The organism is Leptospira kirschneri serovar Cynopteri str. 3522 CT (assembly GCF_000243695.2).
Taxonomy (GTDB): Bacteria; Spirochaetota; Leptospiria; order Leptospirales; family Leptospiraceae; genus Leptospira; species Leptospira kirschneri.
On the sequence record NZ_AHMN02000022.1, the window covers coordinates 26,773 to 42,763 of the forward strand.

General features: G+C 33.5%; 15 protein-coding genes, 3 tRNA genes and 1 pseudogene. 10 read left to right on the top strand and 9 right to left on the bottom strand.

The genetic code is table 11. The features are described 5' to 3' along the window. Positions 1-24 precede the first annotated feature (24 nt). The 8 genes and pseudogenes from LEP1GSC049_RS208345 to LEP1GSC049_RS208315 all read right to left on the bottom strand — a co-directional run bounded on the left by LEP1GSC049_RS208345 (position 25) and on the right by LEP1GSC049_RS208315 (position 9,164). Entirely contained in the window at positions 25-876 is an 852-nt protein-coding gene (locus LEP1GSC049_RS208345; protein ID WP_016561222.1) for an N-acyl homoserine lactonase family protein, read from the bottom strand. Next, a complete protein-coding gene (locus tag LEP1GSC049_RS208340) occupies positions 873-1,916 on the bottom strand; it encodes an LIC_10091 family lipoprotein (protein ID WP_016561204.1) in 1,044 nt (347 codons plus the stop codon). The genes LEP1GSC049_RS208345 and LEP1GSC049_RS208340 overlap by 4 nt, the downstream gene beginning before the upstream one ends. An 8-nt stretch (positions 1,917-1,924) precedes the next feature. After that, positions 1,925-3,409 (bottom strand): HEAT repeat domain-containing protein, encoded by a 1,485-nt coding sequence (locus tag LEP1GSC049_RS208335; protein ID WP_016561227.1) that lies wholly within the window; start codon positions 3,407-3,409, stop codon positions 1,925-1,927. A gap of 88 nt (positions 3,410-3,497) precedes the next feature. After that, positions 3,498-4,187 (bottom strand): hypothetical protein, encoded by a 690-nt coding sequence (locus LEP1GSC049_RS208330; protein ID WP_016561239.1) that lies wholly within the window; start codon positions 4,185-4,187, stop codon positions 3,498-3,500. Positions 4,188-4,469: 282 nt separating this feature from the next. After that, positions 4,470-5,744: a hypothetical protein gene (locus LEP1GSC049_RS208325; protein ID WP_004756676.1), complete on the bottom strand. Its 1,275-nt coding sequence runs from the start codon at positions 5,742-5,744 to the stop codon at positions 4,470-4,472. A 280-nt stretch (positions 5,745-6,024) separates the two neighbouring features. After that, positions 6,025-6,192: pseudogene (locus tag LEP1GSC049_RS2000000227155) on the bottom strand (IS3 family transposase); the annotation flags it as partial. 385 nt (positions 6,193-6,577) lie between these two features. Then, complete coding sequence (locus tag LEP1GSC049_RS208320; protein ID WP_004763616.1) at positions 6,578-7,174, bottom strand: hypothetical protein; 597 nt, start codon at positions 7,172-7,174, stop codon at positions 6,578-6,580. 751 nt (positions 7,175-7,925) lie between these two features. After that, positions 7,926-9,164: a class I SAM-dependent RNA methyltransferase gene (locus LEP1GSC049_RS208315; protein WP_025183298.1), complete on the bottom strand. Its 1,239-nt coding sequence runs from the start codon at positions 9,162-9,164 to the stop codon at positions 7,926-7,928. Positions 9,165-9,267: 103 nt separating this feature from the next. Here LEP1GSC049_RS208315 and LEP1GSC049_RS208310 point away from each other — a divergent pair. The 8 genes from LEP1GSC049_RS208310 to LEP1GSC049_RS208275 all read left to right on the top strand — a co-directional run bounded on the left by LEP1GSC049_RS208310 (position 9,268) and on the right by LEP1GSC049_RS208275 (position 13,390). Beyond that, a tRNA-Ser gene (locus tag LEP1GSC049_RS208310) sits at positions 9,268-9,351 on the top strand. A 13-nt stretch (positions 9,352-9,364) separates the two neighbouring features. Next, positions 9,365-9,451 (top strand) — tRNA-Ser (locus LEP1GSC049_RS208305). A 44-nt stretch (positions 9,452-9,495) separates the two neighbouring features. Next, complete coding sequence (locus LEP1GSC049_RS208300; RefSeq protein ID WP_004755077.1) at positions 9,496-9,942, top strand: hypothetical protein; 447 nt, start codon at positions 9,496-9,498, stop codon at positions 9,940-9,942. Further along, positions 9,896-10,306 carry a hypothetical protein gene (locus LEP1GSC049_RS208295; protein ID WP_004754183.1) on the top strand — a complete coding sequence of 137 codons (411 nt, stop codon included), beginning with the start codon at positions 9,896-9,898 and terminating at the stop codon, positions 10,304-10,306. Before LEP1GSC049_RS208300 ends, LEP1GSC049_RS208295 begins: the two co-directional genes overlap by 47 nt. Positions 10,307-10,311: 5 nt before the next feature. Further along, positions 10,312-10,388 (top strand) — tRNA-Arg (locus LEP1GSC049_RS208290). Between the two features lie 515 nt (positions 10,389-10,903). Then, on the top strand, positions 10,904-11,725 hold the full coding sequence (locus LEP1GSC049_RS208285; protein ID WP_004781215.1) for an XAC2610-related protein: 822 nt from the start codon (positions 10,904-10,906) through the stop codon (positions 11,723-11,725). Between the two features lie 415 nt (positions 11,726-12,140). Continuing rightward, the gene (locus tag LEP1GSC049_RS208280) at positions 12,141-12,626 is read left to right on the top strand and encodes a WbuC family cupin fold metalloprotein (RefSeq protein WP_004781198.1); all 486 of its coding nucleotides are present in this window, start codon (positions 12,141-12,143) and stop codon (positions 12,624-12,626) included. 188 nt (positions 12,627-12,814) lie between these two features. Continuing rightward, a complete protein-coding gene (locus tag LEP1GSC049_RS208275) occupies positions 12,815-13,390 on the top strand; it encodes a slr1658 superfamily regulator (protein ID WP_004753720.1) in 576 nt (191 codons plus the stop codon). Between the two features lie 3 nt (positions 13,391-13,393). Here LEP1GSC049_RS208275 and LEP1GSC049_RS208270 read toward each other — a convergent pair whose 3' ends face one another. Further along, on the bottom strand, positions 13,394-13,741 hold the full coding sequence (locus tag LEP1GSC049_RS208270; protein ID WP_004754802.1) for a slr1659 superfamily regulator: 348 nt from the start codon (positions 13,739-13,741) through the stop codon (positions 13,394-13,396). Positions 13,742-14,958: 1,217 nt separating this feature from the next. Between LEP1GSC049_RS208270 and LEP1GSC049_RS208265 the strand changes: the two genes are divergently transcribed. Both LEP1GSC049_RS208265 and LEP1GSC049_RS208260 read left to right on the top strand, forming a co-directional pair. Next, positions 14,959-15,243: a hypothetical protein gene (locus LEP1GSC049_RS208265; RefSeq protein ID WP_004754947.1), complete on the top strand. Its 285-nt coding sequence runs from the start codon at positions 14,959-14,961 to the stop codon at positions 15,241-15,243. 38 nt (positions 15,244-15,281) lie between these two features. Beyond that, positions 15,282-15,986 carry a lysophospholipid acyltransferase family protein gene (locus LEP1GSC049_RS208260; RefSeq protein WP_004754303.1) on the top strand — a complete coding sequence of 235 codons (705 nt, stop codon included), beginning with the start codon at positions 15,282-15,284 and terminating at the stop codon, positions 15,984-15,986. Positions 15,987-15,991: the final 5 nt, after the last annotated feature.

Here is a 15,991-nt window from a genome sequence, read left to right on the forward strand (position 1 = left end):
AAAAATTAAAAAACACATCCATTTTTAAAAAGAATCAAGAACACGAATTCCGGGAGTAATTTCTTCTCCTTGCTGCAAAATGGAAGGATCGTGTAACGTAAGAATTCTTGTTCCTTTATCGTTTAAGATTCGGATATATTCTATAAAATCACGATTCCGTTTTAAAGAAAAAGCGGCTTCTTTAGAAAGACCGATTCCATTTTTACATTCCTCGGTAAAATAACATTCATCACCTGTAAATAAAATTTGTAATCCAGAAGGAGAAATCCATTCCAAAGCTTGAGATCCAGGAGTATGTCCGCCTGTAAATAAAATTTGTAATCCCGGTAAAAGTGAATAAGTTCCATCAAACGAATGAATACGTTTCGCCTTTATTAAAGAATTTAAATATAGAGATTGATTAGAAAAGTAGGACTGCTTTTCTAAAAGATCCAAATCGTGATTTTGTATGTGTAAAACCGCGGAAGGAAAAAGGAAAATTCCTCCTGCATGATCGAAATGAAAATGTGTAAGTACTATATCCGTAATTTCTTTCGGATCAATTCCGCATTTTTTGATTAGGCGATCCGGACTTTCAAAATTTGAAAAACCAAATTTCTTTTTGTAAAATTCATTTAAAAAACCTGAATCCACTAAAATATTTTTTCCAGGAATTCGAATCAGATAAAATAGATAAACAATTTCGCGGTTTCCTTTATCTTCTTCTACGTTTAAAAATCGGTCCGGATACAAACTTCTCCCATAAACAAACACATAAAGACCAAAACTCGATTTACAATTTTTACGGTCCGCAATTTTCAAACGATTTGTATCTTGATTTTTTGAAATACAATTTAGGATCGAAAAAACCAAAAATCCGAAAATAAAATTTTTCATTTCAGAACTTCTACGGGTCCACTTTTGATCATGGAAAAACCCTTTTGAATAGGAGTCCTAAACTGCATTAGAATTCCTTTATGAAGATGACCGGATAATAACATCCAATCCTGTAAATTTTTTAGAGACTGAACATTATAGTGTAAAGGATAATCCACCGGAATTTTTTCTCCGTCCGGAGATCCATACTCTTCCTTGGTTCCGTTTTGCATTGTTCTCAAAACAATTCCTTTTTCATCTGTAGGTAAACTCAGTAGATTGTCTCGAAAACTACCACTGTAAGAAAAATAGTCTTCTATATTAGAAAGATAAACAACTCGAATTGGAACGTTCAACCTTGCGGCTCTTTCCGCCACAGATCTCATACTTTTTTCAGCGTTGATATCCCCTTTTAAAATCTGGATCCTTTCTTGAAGAACCATGTTACGAACATAGTTATATTCTTCTTTAGAATGAATAAACGTCCTAAGTCCAAATCTTTGAGATGTTCGATCAAGTTCATTCCATCTTTGCGGAACGTCTGATTTACCTCTATGCGCCACTTCCCAAGCTTCTCGAATGAGCGGCCATTCTGGGTCTTTCTCCCATTCTTTTTTTATGATTTCAAAGGAAGTTTGTTTATTTTTCCGAGCCCAAAATTCCCGATACGATTCCGGATCAGGAGCCATTCTAAAAAATAAAAGATGAATTCGGTTAATTAGACAAATCGTATAATCAAAATCCATTAACCATACATACTTACTTTTTGCCCAAGCGATAAATGTAAAGTTCTGATCCGTTCCAGCACCTAGATAACCACCTTCTAAGTCTTCGACATACGGTTTAAAAAGATCTATTCTGAGTTCGTTCGATGCAGGATAATGCCTTCCTCCTAAATCTTTAGAAACAAACTCATCAACTTTCAAAGGAGCTAAAAATAGTCTTTCATTCTCTTCAAGAGAAGGAACGATCCACGGGTTTTTAGGAGGAGGCGTTTTACAAGCCGAAATGAAAAAAATAAATCCAGTTAAAACAAACAGGATCGTTTTAAAATGAAACATAAACCTGATTACTTAAAGTTGAGTTTATACCAATTCAACCACTCGTTCCGAGAATGGAAGTTCTTTCCTGTAATCGATGAAAGAGAAAACATTAAAAGTTTAAAACTTACTTCCTCGTTTTCCTCCAAAATTTTAATCAAAATAGGAACACTATCACGTTCCTTTCTTTTTCCGAGCTCAGAAATCGCAGCTTGTTGTAAAGAAACGTTTTTCTTTTGTGCAAAGTTTTCTAAAACTTTGCGAGACTCCTCCCCTGGTATCGAAGCAATTGCAGAAACTACAGCAAAAGACGAATCTGGATTTTTTTCTGCGAGCGCTATCAAGGTAGAAAGCGCTTTTGGAGATCCTAAAAATCCAAGCGCTTCGATAGCCAACGAAGAAAGTTTTGGATCTTTGGATTTTGATGCTGCAATTAAATCATCTAAAGTTTCCATTGCTTGTAAAATTCCCAAAGACCAAACCGCTCCGTATCTACCCTCTCCTTCCGATTCCTTAAGAACATTCAATAAAACTGGAATACTTTTTTTATCTCCTAAATAACCTAAGGATCTTCCGATCATTTCACGATCGGGTAATCGAGAATTTATAAAACTTTTTTCAATTGATAAACGCGCCGATTTAAAACCAATTCTACCTAAAACCAAAGCGGCCGGCGCAACCGAGTTTGGCTCATTCTCCTCAAGAATTTTTAAAACCATAGGCCCGGTTTTAGAGGAAGGAATTTCCGAAAGGACGTTTACCGCCCGATAACGAATGTCTCGATTTTTATGTTTTAAAATCGGAATCGTAGATACGATCGCAGCCGGACTTTTAATCTCAATCAATGCGATCATGGAATTCTCACTTCCTTTATCAAAATCTCCCGCCAACCCTCGAACTAAAATAGGAATCGATTTTTTGCTCGAAATCCTTCCCAGAGCAAGATAAGTTGCGGCTAACGTAGGAGATGGTTCTACCGTTTTTGCAAGCTCTATCAGATAAGATTCCGCAGAATAAACTTTAAGTTTTCCTAAAGCCATTGCATACGTTTTTGCAATTTTAGGATCTTGATTTTTACGAGCTAAATTAAGAATCGCTTTTCCGGCAGAATTGGCTCCCATACGAACCAAGGTATCAACGGCAATCAGTCTCAAAGTATGATCCTGAGATTGTAAAAAAGGAAGAATAGTATTAGCACAAGAAGGATCTCCCATTCTTGCAAGAGCTTCCAGTAAAATTTCCGGAGCCACTCCAGAATCTTTAGAAAATAATTTTATGATTTCCGGAATAGAAATTTTATCTTTCCAGGTTCCGAGAGCAATCGCAGCCGTACCTTTAACCGCGGGATTGACATCGTTTTTGAGTAAATTCCGAATTTTGTTCAAAGAAGGTTTATGCATTCTATTAGAAATTTCTAAAATAGCTTGCGCTCTAACCTGTGGGTTTTCGGAATTTAATTCTTCTTGGACTTGTTCTAATGGAATTTCCTTTTTTTCTTCTGGGACCGGTAACATTTCAGGTCTCGGTGGTCCCCCACAATTCCATAGAATTAATATACAAATTGAAAATAATCGCATAGAACTCTCTCTTAAATATTTTAAATTAAAAATCTGGAATCTGGCTTTGAACCTGTTTTAATTCCGAAAGTTCTTTTTTCCAATCTTCTAAATCCTGATACGCTGTTTCAACTTGGTCTGACTCTAATCTTCCTTCTTGAATCGTATATTCAATTAATTGAATTCTTGATTCTAATTCTTCGATTCGATATTGGAAATAAGCGTGTTGTTCCTTTGGATCTACATTTGGTCGAGGAGAAGGTTCTTCAGGTGTTTTTCCTGGTTCTGCGTATTTTGCTAAAGAATATATAATCGCATTTTTGGTTTCTATATCCGTAAAAGTATCTAACCTTTCTCTTGCTTTCTTTTCTTCTACTTCCGTCAACGGAGGTCGAAACTCCGAAGGAATATATAAATTTTTAGGGTATCTTGCTATAAAGTCTGTCCATTCTTTGCGAATTTGCTCTTTTTCTTCAGGAGTTTTTTTAGGATGGAATGCTTCCGGCCAAAGTTTTTTCGCCTGAACTTCCAAATCTGGATCTTCATTAAAAGGATGAGGCGCATCCAGATAATAAGGATCCATTTCCGAATAATATTTTGTTTTTAAGATAACTTTGTTTTCTTCCGCAATCGAAACGATTTGTTTTTTTGAATTTTCAGGCCAAAAAATTAAGAACAATATTAAAAATGCCGCAAGTATAGAAATTATAAAAATATATTCTTTTTTGAATTTCATAAATAACTCCCCAAATAATTAAAGATCACATATCATTGGCAATCTTCAATTACGCTCTCCTGTTACTTTAGATAACCTGCATGAATGAGTTTTCCATTCTTAATAAAATTCGCATAATATCAATTTAATGAAAAAATCCGGTTTTACTGAGTTCTACAAAACTTAAACACCATGAATTTTTATTACAAAACATTGTTTGAATACAAAAGATCAGGGCTCTGTTATATAGTTCTGAGTAAAACCTATATATCTATATATCTTTGGATTTCATAGAGATCCCGCTTAAGTAAAAACCTGAAGAATCCAAGAAATATATATTCCAATCGTATATTCCTTTAGATATCTCTTTAGATCGATCGGATCTCTATTTAAACTATCGTAATACCAAGCTGTATATTCACTAACTTGAGGAATGCTAAAACCATAATGAGAATTTATGGCTTTAATTAACTCATTTGCAAAAACTGCATGTCCATACATGTTAGGATGTACACCGTCCAAGCTAAAAATTCCAGGTTGTCCTGGTAAAGGCCAACTTGCACGAGCATTACCCGGACTCCAACCACTAGGGCTTTCTATACGACGTCCGTTTTCTTTCAAATCGTCAAAGACTACTTTTAAATCCGCAACCGCAAACCCCATCGCTGCACCTTGAGCTTTGATTTCATCGTTCATCATGCTTAAGTAACTTGTAATCTGACTAACTTCTCTCGAATCTAAAACTTGACCTTCATGAGCTACGTAGCTACGGTAAAACGCTTTTAATCCTGTTAAATTCCCTCTTCCTTTGAAATCTCTATGTCGATCCAAAAAGAAAAGCGTAGTTACATTCGGAATTGTAAACAACACTCCTCCTTTGATGCTCCCAATAGCTGCCAAACGTTTCATTACTTCACGAATGTCCTTCTTATATCGTGTTTCATCTAAACAAGACGTAGAAGTTGTAAGTACAGTGCAAAGCACGTGATTGCCTGCCGCGGTTCCAAAAACAAAGGTAGGTTTTACCTTCTCCATAATTTCTATTTGAGTACCAGAATCGCGAAGACCAAATCGATGAAACTTATTAGGAGTTTGACAATCTTTAACTTTCACCCAACGATAAGTAGGCCAAAACCAACTCCACCAATTCCACTCTCTCTTCCATTTCATCGCGGTAATATCTTTACACTTTCCCGAAGTTCTTAAAACGGAACTATATTCGGCTCCTGTAATTCCTACATTTGTAGGAAGATCTACGGTAGAAACGTTTCCTCCTATCAAAGAACCTACAATACAAAAGAGCCCACAATCTCCTTGCAGAACACTCTCAAAATTTATCCAAGGTCCTTTAAGAACGTTATACGAAACCGAAGAACCGGCCTGCTTACTGACCAATACAGGATAAGCCCAACCTTGGGTTTTTTCCTCTACGGTAGCGCCAAAAAAACCTTGGCTTAAAGAATCACCGATAACTCCAGGTCTTGCAAAAAGTTCGGCTTGTGATTGAGCCGCTAAACTTACGACCTCAAAAACAAACGAAAACAGAAAAACCATAAACCATTTTATCTTTCTAAACATTTGCATTTCTCCTTATTAGAGTCCGGATAACCCACTCGTTTTAAGAAAAAAACTTATCCTTTGATCATCCATAACCCTTGTTTTTTTTTATAATAACACTAATAATAAAAAAAGATTCGTCAATAGGATTTATAAAACGTGTTATAAAAAAATAATTTTTTTCTATATATGCCACAAAAGTAATAGAGTTAAATCCATTGAGCAATAAATACTTTAGAATATAATATTAAATTAATAAATGAACATTATACTAAAGAAATATATATTACTTAAGAATATGTAATGTTTTTATTAATTTAACGCGAATCTGATTTTTCTTATTTGGTTTGAAATTCTGTTGAACTAAGTCAGGAGCAACTCGATTTCCATGATTAGAATCTGTCGTGGCGACTCAAAAACGTTTCTCTTGTTTTCTTTGAATTACGCAAAGTTTCATGACTTTTCTTACAATTGTCTATTTAATGAATTCTAACAACCCAGGAGTGTATTTCAAATTCATACTGCTTTGTTTAATTCTGCTACTTGTAGATCGTAAACAAGCCTGAAGGCGTTCGATTTACTGTTTGTTCTTTAAACTCTGATGAGTATTTTACTCATTTCACCTTACCTCATTTGCTGAAAAATAGGTGGTGTCCGTTTTTAAATCGTTAGGCCAAAGTAAAAAATATCGGATATTTTTTTATATAAAACTTTAAATAATGTTACGTTTCAAAAAGAAATTAAAAAGCCGGAAAAAACTTCCGGCTTTTTAATGAGACAAATTGAAAAATTTTTATTTTAATCTATACTTTTCTAATTCCCATACTACGAATTTATTTCTATATAAATTGAAATTAAAGTTTTTGTAAAATTCCAGTCGCTGCCGAATCTTCGATTTGTGTCCCCGCAACTCCACCGGATGAATTTCCACAATAAACTCCGCTAGAATTAGCAATGAGGTTAATTTTAAATTTATCTCCAGCATTTGCATTAAAAATATTAAAAGATCCAGTTTCATCACTTCCACTTACGGGATCTAAATTAAAACTATTTAAATAAACTGCAAGATGTCTTTCATTAGAAAGTGTCGAAGTCCCGCATTTAATTTTAGTATAACCACTTTTCATAGAACCTACTTTATATCTACCGCTCTTCTGAATCGTAATTTCCGCAAATCCTTTATCCATACCACAAATTGTGATCGGTCTATCTCCTGAATATGAATAAATCACTTCAATATCATCAGAAGAAAAGGATGCAATTTTTCTTGCGATCGCTACATCTGCACCACATCTCGGAGTGACAATATTATAAAACTGAACAAGGCTCATGATCTCTTCTTCAGATAAATCTTTAAACGGATCTTTTGGCCCTTCTTGATCTTGTTTACATTGTAGTAACAAAAGAATTAAAATAAATATTTTTAAAACGAAATAAGAATATCGATACATAACGTTATTTTTTATGAAATTATACACAGTCAATTTAAATTGAATATAGGATTTAAATATTTTTAGAAATCAGAAGATTGAGTATAACGTTTCGTTTTACTGATCTCTATAAAATTAAGTACCGTTAATTCTATCGCAAAAAGCTGATTCTATGTAAAATATTAGGTACTTTATTATATAGTTATGAGTAGCAAAAATAGAATTTTATATACTTAAAAAATTATTTCCAATCTTTTTACACAGAATTTACATTCATCAGTAAAAAACAAATTTTTGATCTCAGACTAGTTATATTAAATTTATTGAAAAATTCAATATCACATGACCGATCCCTATATAATAGAGCCACGAATCTATATCACAAAACCAGTTTGAGTGTAAAATATTAGATATTTTATTATATAATTATTAGTAGAAAAACTACATCGTCTATTCGGTTTAAAAGTTGTGCCAAAACCTCAAAAAACATAAACGACGATCTTCTAGAAATTTCTAACAAAATGCAGGAACTCTTACAAAAATCGTTATATCTGAACGTTTATGAACTTTCTAATAGTTTCCATTATCAAATCTTTGTAATCTTTATATTTAGGAGCAGGTTCTTACTGATCTCTATCAAATTGAGTACCGTAAATTTTATTGCAAAAACCTGTTTCAGCGCAAAAGACTGGGTATTTTATAGTTCTGAGTAGTAAAAAAGAAAATTATATTTCAAAAACTCTAATATAGGACTCTGAGTAATCGTAAAATTCTAACTTTTCTTTTCGACTTTTACGATAACTTCAAAATGTTTCGTTCTTGGAAAAAAGTCGACCAACGTTATATTCGAAAGTTCATAATTTTCATTTAAAAACAAAGAAAGATCTCTTATAAGAGTGGTATGATTACAACTAGAATATAAAAAACCATTCGGACTTGTTTTTATTAGAGTTTGCAAAACTTTTTTAGAAAGTCCCGCTCTAGGAGGATTCATAATCCAAAAAGAAGAATTCAAAACTCCTTCGGAATCAATCCAATCTGTTTCCAAATTTAACGTTTTAAAATCGCAAGATGAAATACCGTTTAATAAAACGTTTTTCTTTGCTTGTTGAACACAATCCGAAGAAATTTCGTAACCCAACCAACTCCTAGTTTTAGACTTAAGAGCAATTGCAATCAAACCTGATCCACAATATAATTCTAATATTCTACTTTGATTATCTGGGACTAATTCAAAAATTTTTTCTAACCAAGGAGCAATTAGATAACGATTTATTTGGGAGAATCCGCCTGCCGGAATTTCCCAAACAATTTCTTTTAATTCTGGAATTCTAATATTTTCACTAAATCTTACGGACTCTTTTTTGTAAGAAATAATTTTTGTTCCTTCTAATCGAAAGGAAAGAGTTTTTGATTTTGAAATCTGTTTTGATTCCTGTTTTAAAAACTCAGTAAAAGCGGAATTCATTTCTCGAGGTAAATTTTTACATCCTTCTTCAGGAAGATCTACAATAGAATGGGAAAATTCCTCGTAAAAACCCGCGAGCCTTTTGTTCCCGGCAAATCCCAATTGGATCTGAGCCGTGTTTCTATAACCGTTCGGATCACCGTTGAGAATTTCAATTTCAGGAATTTGAATATGTTTTTTGGATAAAAAACGTTCGAACGTTTCTTGAAGTAGAAATTTCTTGATCTCTAATTCTTTTTCATAAGAAACGTGACGATAAGAACAACCTCCACAACGAGGAAATACGCTACAATCGGAAGAAATTCTCTCCGGTGAAACCTCATAGATTTCGGAGGCAACTCCCCAAAATAAAGAACCGGATCTTTTAAGAAGAATCGTATCAACGGTTTCACCCGGAATTGCATTTTTTAAAAAGAAAGTTTCTTTTTCTGAATTTGCGATCGAATAACCTAAATTCACCCAAGAACGAGGTTTGAGTAAAATTTTATCTTTGTGAATTTGTATTTTAGAACTACTTTTATGTCCCTCAGAATCACTTTTCATTTCTATCTTTAGTCGATTCCAGGAAATACAAAGATCCAAGAACGCAAAGAACAATTCCCTTGACACAGAGGGGTTTTCTCGCGGTAAAGTAATTCCGTCGTCAGGAGAAGTGGCTGAGTGGTCTAAAGCAGCGGTCTTGAAAACCGTCGTGGTAATCCCACCGTGGGTTCGAATCCTACCTTCTCCGACTGCAAACCTTTGGAGACGTGCCTGAGTGGCCGAAAGGAGCAGTTTGCTAAACTGTCGTACGGGTAACTGTACCCAGGGTTCGAATCCCTGCGTCTCCGGATTTTGCTTTCATTTTAACTGAATAACTTGAATTCTCATCTTTATGTCCTCAGAACGATTCAAAACCCAGGAATTGATTCAAGAAACATTGAGAATTCTGAAAAGTGAAGAACTTCCAGGTCCGATCACGGCCCTATCCTACGTTCCTTTTTTCGGCTGGTTGTTTCTTTGGATTTTCCGCAAAACCCAAAAATTCGCGTATTTTCATATCCTGCAGTCTCTAAAACTTAACTGCGCTTTTATTATTATTTATTCCGTGGTTTGGTTTCTGAGAGAATTTCCAGTAATCAGTTGGATTTTATCTTTAATTAAAATCAACCCGATCGTTACGGATTTTATCAGTTACGTTTCTTGGATCGCATTTTTATGTTATAGTTTACTAGGGGCATGGAACGCGTATCAAGAAAAAGAATCTACTTTGCCTTTTTTCCCGGAGATGGAAAATGAACTTCAAAAAATATTTAAAAAAATACGAACCGGTTCTCCGTAACTTTCCGGAAACCGCAAATCGATTTCTCAGATCAGAAAAATTTTTGGTCTACTTAGTTTCGTTGCCCTTTTTCGGAACTTGGTTAATTGGATTCACTTTTTATTGGGAAAATCAGACGGTCCGAAAATATTCCGGAATTTCTTTCCTAAATTTTCTTTATTTTCTCGGATTTCTTTTAGTGAGTGTTTTAGTTTCTTGGATTCCGGTAGCAGGTCCTTGGCTAGGAAATATAATCCATCTTACAGGCATTTTGATTTATCTAGGGATTTCCGGATTACTGCTATACAATTACACAACTGCAAAAAAAATTGGACTTACGATTCCTGAAAGACATCTTTCTCGTTTGGAATCTTACATCCATTGACCCACGCGCCCATAGCTCAGCTGGATAGAGCGTCTGACTACGGATCAGAAGGTCGGAGGTTCGACTCCTTCTGGGCGCGCCAATTTCTTCAAGATTCCAAACAATTTCATTTTTAAAATCAAATGTCTGCAGAAAATGACAGTTACGATCATAATCGAATAACGTGAGTTGGGTGTATAAAGAATTCGTTTTTTAAAGGTTTGTTTTACAGTAAAAAAATAAAATGAGTATGGGATTAAGTTCAAAAGATTAGCTAACGTAAATTCGACATAAGAAAACGAGAAAAGATTTTCTAAAAGTATGAGTTTCCACATTTTAAAAATCGATTTGTAAAGTTCAAATCCCAACTTTTTCAGAAAAATGAGTTCACGTTAACAAAAAAGTATTCAGTATTTTGGAAATAGCCTTGCAATAAAAATTTATGATACTCAATTTTATAGGAATCAAAATACTTTTTATTGAAGATTTAAAAATAGAGTTGTCGAAAAAATCCATATCGACAAACGATTTTTATCCATTCAATTTTATAAAAAAACGGAAAAAAATTAATTTTTCAACAACTCTAATGATTCATTCTAAGGTTTTAAAGCAAACCTAATGAAAAAAATATTTGTAAATTCTAATATATTAAAGAAGAAAATTTTTATTCTTTTCATTTTTGTATTGGGAATTGGAATAAATATTTGGATTATAATCCAAAACTCTATAAATTATCAAATAACAGATTTTTCTAATATTTCAAATGAAACTCAAAAATCAATCGTTCAAACCAGTCAAAATCAAAACTCTGAAAAAATCATAGAAGGTTGTAAAATTCTCCCTCTCAATGAAAAATTTAAAAATTCTACATCAGAATACCTACGTGGCGGAGCAATATGTAATTTTACAATTCATAGGAATTTACCTATTTATAAATTTCATCTTGTGGGTGGAATCAATATATATAACGTATTTGATCGTATTGAGATTTCAAAAGGAAGTGAAAACGTTTTCGTCCAGACACTGAAGATTGAAAGAATTGATTCTCCACAAGAAGATGAAGAATTTTTTGTAGCAGAAGATATGAATTTCGATGGGTATAAAGATATTAGATTGATACTCTATCAAGGGGAAACTGGAAACAAAGGTTATACCTTTTGGTTATTTGATCCTTCTAAAAATTTTTTTATTGAGAATCAGGAATTAAGTGAATTAGTACATCCTGTCTTCGATTTAAAAACAAAAACGATTCAGACTCATTATCACATCTCTGCTTGTGAATATATAAATCAAACTTATAAAATCGCTAAAAACGGAAAGTTAATTCAGATTGGCGAAGAAATACAAGAATGGATCGCAAAAAATAAGTCGTTTCGACAAAAAATCGGAAAATTAAAAAATGAAACTTGGGTATATCGCACTCGATTAACAGAATGCTAATTTTTAATTTGAAACGAAGTAGTTCCTACATTTTGAAATCTAATCCGAACTTTGATAATTTGGGATAAATTCAAATTATAGTACCCTTATATTTCAAACCTCTAAAAATGGAAAACCATCCTTGAAATTTTTTTAAACTATGTCTCTTTTAAAATTTATAAACTCCTGGATTCAAAAAAAATTTCTTAAAAAATCAGTGTACGATTTGACACTAAGACTGAGTCTCATTTACATTGTTAAGGAAGCCGTCCCAAGAGTAGTTAAATCAAAATGGATAAATGCCACTGTGCACAAGTAGCCTTCGAAACTATAGTTGAAATCGCGAGATACGAAGGTGTAGAATATCAAGAAATTATAGAAAGAGTAAACGCAGGAAATACTTGCACAGCTTGCAAATCGTATCTTATTGACTACTGTGAATCCAGACTCCAGACCCCACAGACAACTACTTACGGATTCTCTTTTTTCGGAAGTATTGCAAAAAGCGAATACATCCCCTCGTAAAAGAGCAAACCACAACTTTCACGAACTTTCCGAAGTATATCAAAGATTTTTAAACGTGCTCACACGTGATACTTACGTACAAGCACACAGACATAAATTCCCGCCTAAACCCGAAACCTTTTTGGCGTTAAAAGGAGATCTAGGATTTATCCTTTTTAATGACGATGGCTCGATCCAAGAAACTCATTACCTAAGTTCCCAAGGTCCAATTTATGGAATCGATATTGTTCCTGGAGTATTTCATACTCTCGTTTGTCTTTCCGAAAACGCGATTTGTTTTGAAGGAAAGTCAGGGCCTTATGAACCCACAACAGATAAAGATTTTGCTCCCTGGGCGCCGGCTGAGACTGATCCAAATCGGAGCGAATATCTGGATAAGTTAAGAAAACTTTTTTAATCTGAATTCAAATTTTTTTACTTTTCTTATTCTGAATTCAAGTTTCTATTTTTAGAATATAAGGTTCTAAAACAAAAACTTGTAGTGAAAGTATAATTCCAAATTATTAACTGGATCTTTCTTATAAAGTAGAATTAGTTTTTAGGACTCGTTGTAAATTATCGATCATAAAGAATTCGAAAAATATTATGAACTACCCCGTCCAATACGGCCATTATAATCTAGTACCGGATTCTCTTCCTTCTGAAAGCGAATTTACATTAAAGTTAAGGCCTATGGATCTTCGGGTTCAATGGAGACGTTGTTCTCTCACTGCAGATTACATCTCAAACTATTGCTCTTATCAGGAGAAACTGGATCCAGATACTTCTAATACAATTTCGATTATAATCAACGAACTGATAGAAAATGCCGCAAAATTTTCCAAAGATAGAAAGGGGGAAATCTTTTTAGATCTAAAATATTATTCCGAAATACTAAAGATAGAAGTTAAAAACTTAACCGACGAAACCTCAAAAAATAAACTGGAAAAATCTATCTCTACTTTGGGAGATCGAAATTCGGACGAGACTTATCTCAACAAACTCAAAAAAGGAGAAAAAAACGATTCAGGGATCGGTCTTTTACTTCTTTCAAAGGACTTTCCTGTTCGATTAGGATTTTTAATCAACGAAGTTTCTTCAGCTACTTACGAAGTGATCGTAAGGGCTTACCTAGATTTGAACGAAGTTATTAAAACAAAATTTAAAACTTTGAATTTTTGATTTTCACTCAAGACTTGTTTGAATTTCCGATCTGAGTTTTTTAACATTCTCCAAAAACACGATTTGCCAATATCTATTTTTATTACCTTTGATTTCTACGTTACGAAAGTTTTTCTTATCATAAACCGCTACAAATCTAGAAATACTGGCAATTCCTGCGCTATTTAAAAAATCTAAATTTTTAATATCGATGACAGCCTTTCCACGTCCAGAATTATCCAACATTGTTTCAATAGCTGAAATGATCGGATCGTATTCATCCATATTCAATAAACGAAGGGTTCCGGAAATTTTAATTCTTCCGCGATTTTTTTCCGTTTCCACAGAATAATCTTCTTTTGAAATTTCCATTCCGCACTAAAGCCAAAGTTTAATCTGTTAAAGATCATACCCAATTATTTAAAAATAAGAAGGCATTTCTTGTATTTTTTAAAAAAAGATCAATCTTTTTCATAACGTTTCCAAATTTAGAATATCATTGAAAAAATAGCTTCTCACAGAGTTTCCGTATTTTTTCTGCATTCCAGATACTTCTTTTAGGAAATTCTAAAATTTTACTTCTTCCTTTCTGTTTTACAATTTCAATTTGTCTAACTTCCTCAATTTTTAAATTATGTCGTTTTACGAATTCACTTTTTATCTTCTCCATAAATATTACTTTCGGATCTGGAATAACCAATCTTCAGGAATAGTAGTCAAAAAAGAATTCTTAGCCTAAAATTATTTTAGGTCTTATCTAACATGAGTTTGGTATAAGATTTCATTTTATGAAATCTAATTCTTGCGCAAAAAATAATGTGGGACCTACCACAAATCCGGGTTTTATAGTGAAATTTTGCAAAATGTAGGAACTCATACAAACTGAATCATGAAATAGGCATTTAAAAAACTCGTAAAGAGACAAAATTTGTAGGAACTCTCACAAATCTATATTTTACGGTAAAACTCTGAAATGTGGGAACTCTTACTTTTAGAAAAATCTTCCTATTACGGTTGAACCACATTAATTATTAAAAAATTAGAAGTTACTTCTTGTATTTTAACGTGAGTTCGGCATGAGAGATTCGTTTTATAAAAACCTGATTTTTCCATAAAAAATAAAATGAGGAACTCCCCAACTCGAGTCACAAAAAATGAATGTTTAAAGATCTGTAATGCGACTTAATCTACGGAACTACTACAAATTTATATTTTAACGTGAGTTCGTAAAAAAATTGGAATCTGAACCTGCAGATTTTTTTCTAAAACGTGGGAACTACTACTTTTAGAAAATCAAACGTTTTCAACTTAAAAATCCTATTGTAAGAATAACTCTTCACAAAATTTTCAAATTCCAATACTGATTGTACAAGAATTCAGATAAATTTTATTCATCTATTAAAAGCCCAACCTAAATCAAACTCATTAACCAATATTTTCTATAAATCGTTAGATTTATTATCTCAAACTCATATAGTTTCAAACGCATTTTTTAGAGCTTACGATATGAAAACTCTTGCAAGACCGCTACTATATGAGATTGTGGGAATTTTACCCACCTATACAAATAAACCTGGAAAAGAAGCTCTATGCCTGAGTTTGATTCGATTGATCTGATGAATTATGCCGTCTACGGGAACGAATTAGATCCCGAATGGGCAGATATAAGAAATTATATTAAGTCCAATACTTCCGCACAAAAAGAACTAGAAGAATTAAGACGTTCCGCTCCCCATCCGCAGAACGCCAGAAAAAGAAGAGACCCTTCTCAACCTCAGGAATTAGGTCGGGATAAGTCGTACGATTCCGACCCAAGAAACACAAATTCTCCGGAAGAAAAAAAGAAATGGTGGTCTATTTTTTCAGGTGAATAAAATAGCTCCCCTCATCGTAACGATTCGAGGAAATGTCTATGGAAAAGGAAGTTCAAACTTATCTCAGGTTGAAACAATTCGTCGCCCCTTTTTTGGGTTTTGCCGTTAACATAAACGCTTATGGTACGGAACATATTACCCATGAAGGAAAATTAATTCTAGTCAGCAACCATAGATCCGATATGGATCCTTTCATTATTTCCTACACTTTTCCACGTTATATTTCCTGGATCGCGGCCGATTATACTTTCCGAATTCCTATCTTTAAAGACTTAGCTAAATTAGCAGGAGGAATTCCGATGGCAATCGACGGAAAAATTTCCATGGCAAGTATCAAAATGGTACAGCAAGTTTTTAAAAGAGAAGGTGTTTTGGGAATTTTTCCGGAAGGCCACGACTATATGGTAAAAAACGATTTTTCCGCACCTATGGTACCCTTTCACGAAGGTTTTGCCGCATTTTCGATCCGAAATAAAGTAGATATTCTTCCTTCCGTAATCGTTCCAACTGAAGAAAGTTATTCTGATATTCCGATTCCTTCGTTAGTTCGTTCTTTTATGGGAATGCCAAAAGAAGTCTGTGACATCAAACGAAGATCCATTTATAAAAAAGTTCGCGTTCTTTATGGACCTAAAATCGATCACAGACCTTATCTAGAAGGAAAATTGGAAAACAATCTCAAAAAACTTTCCGACGAAGTTCGAGTCAGAATGGAAAATTTACAAAAAACGGAAGTAGCTTAGAGTAT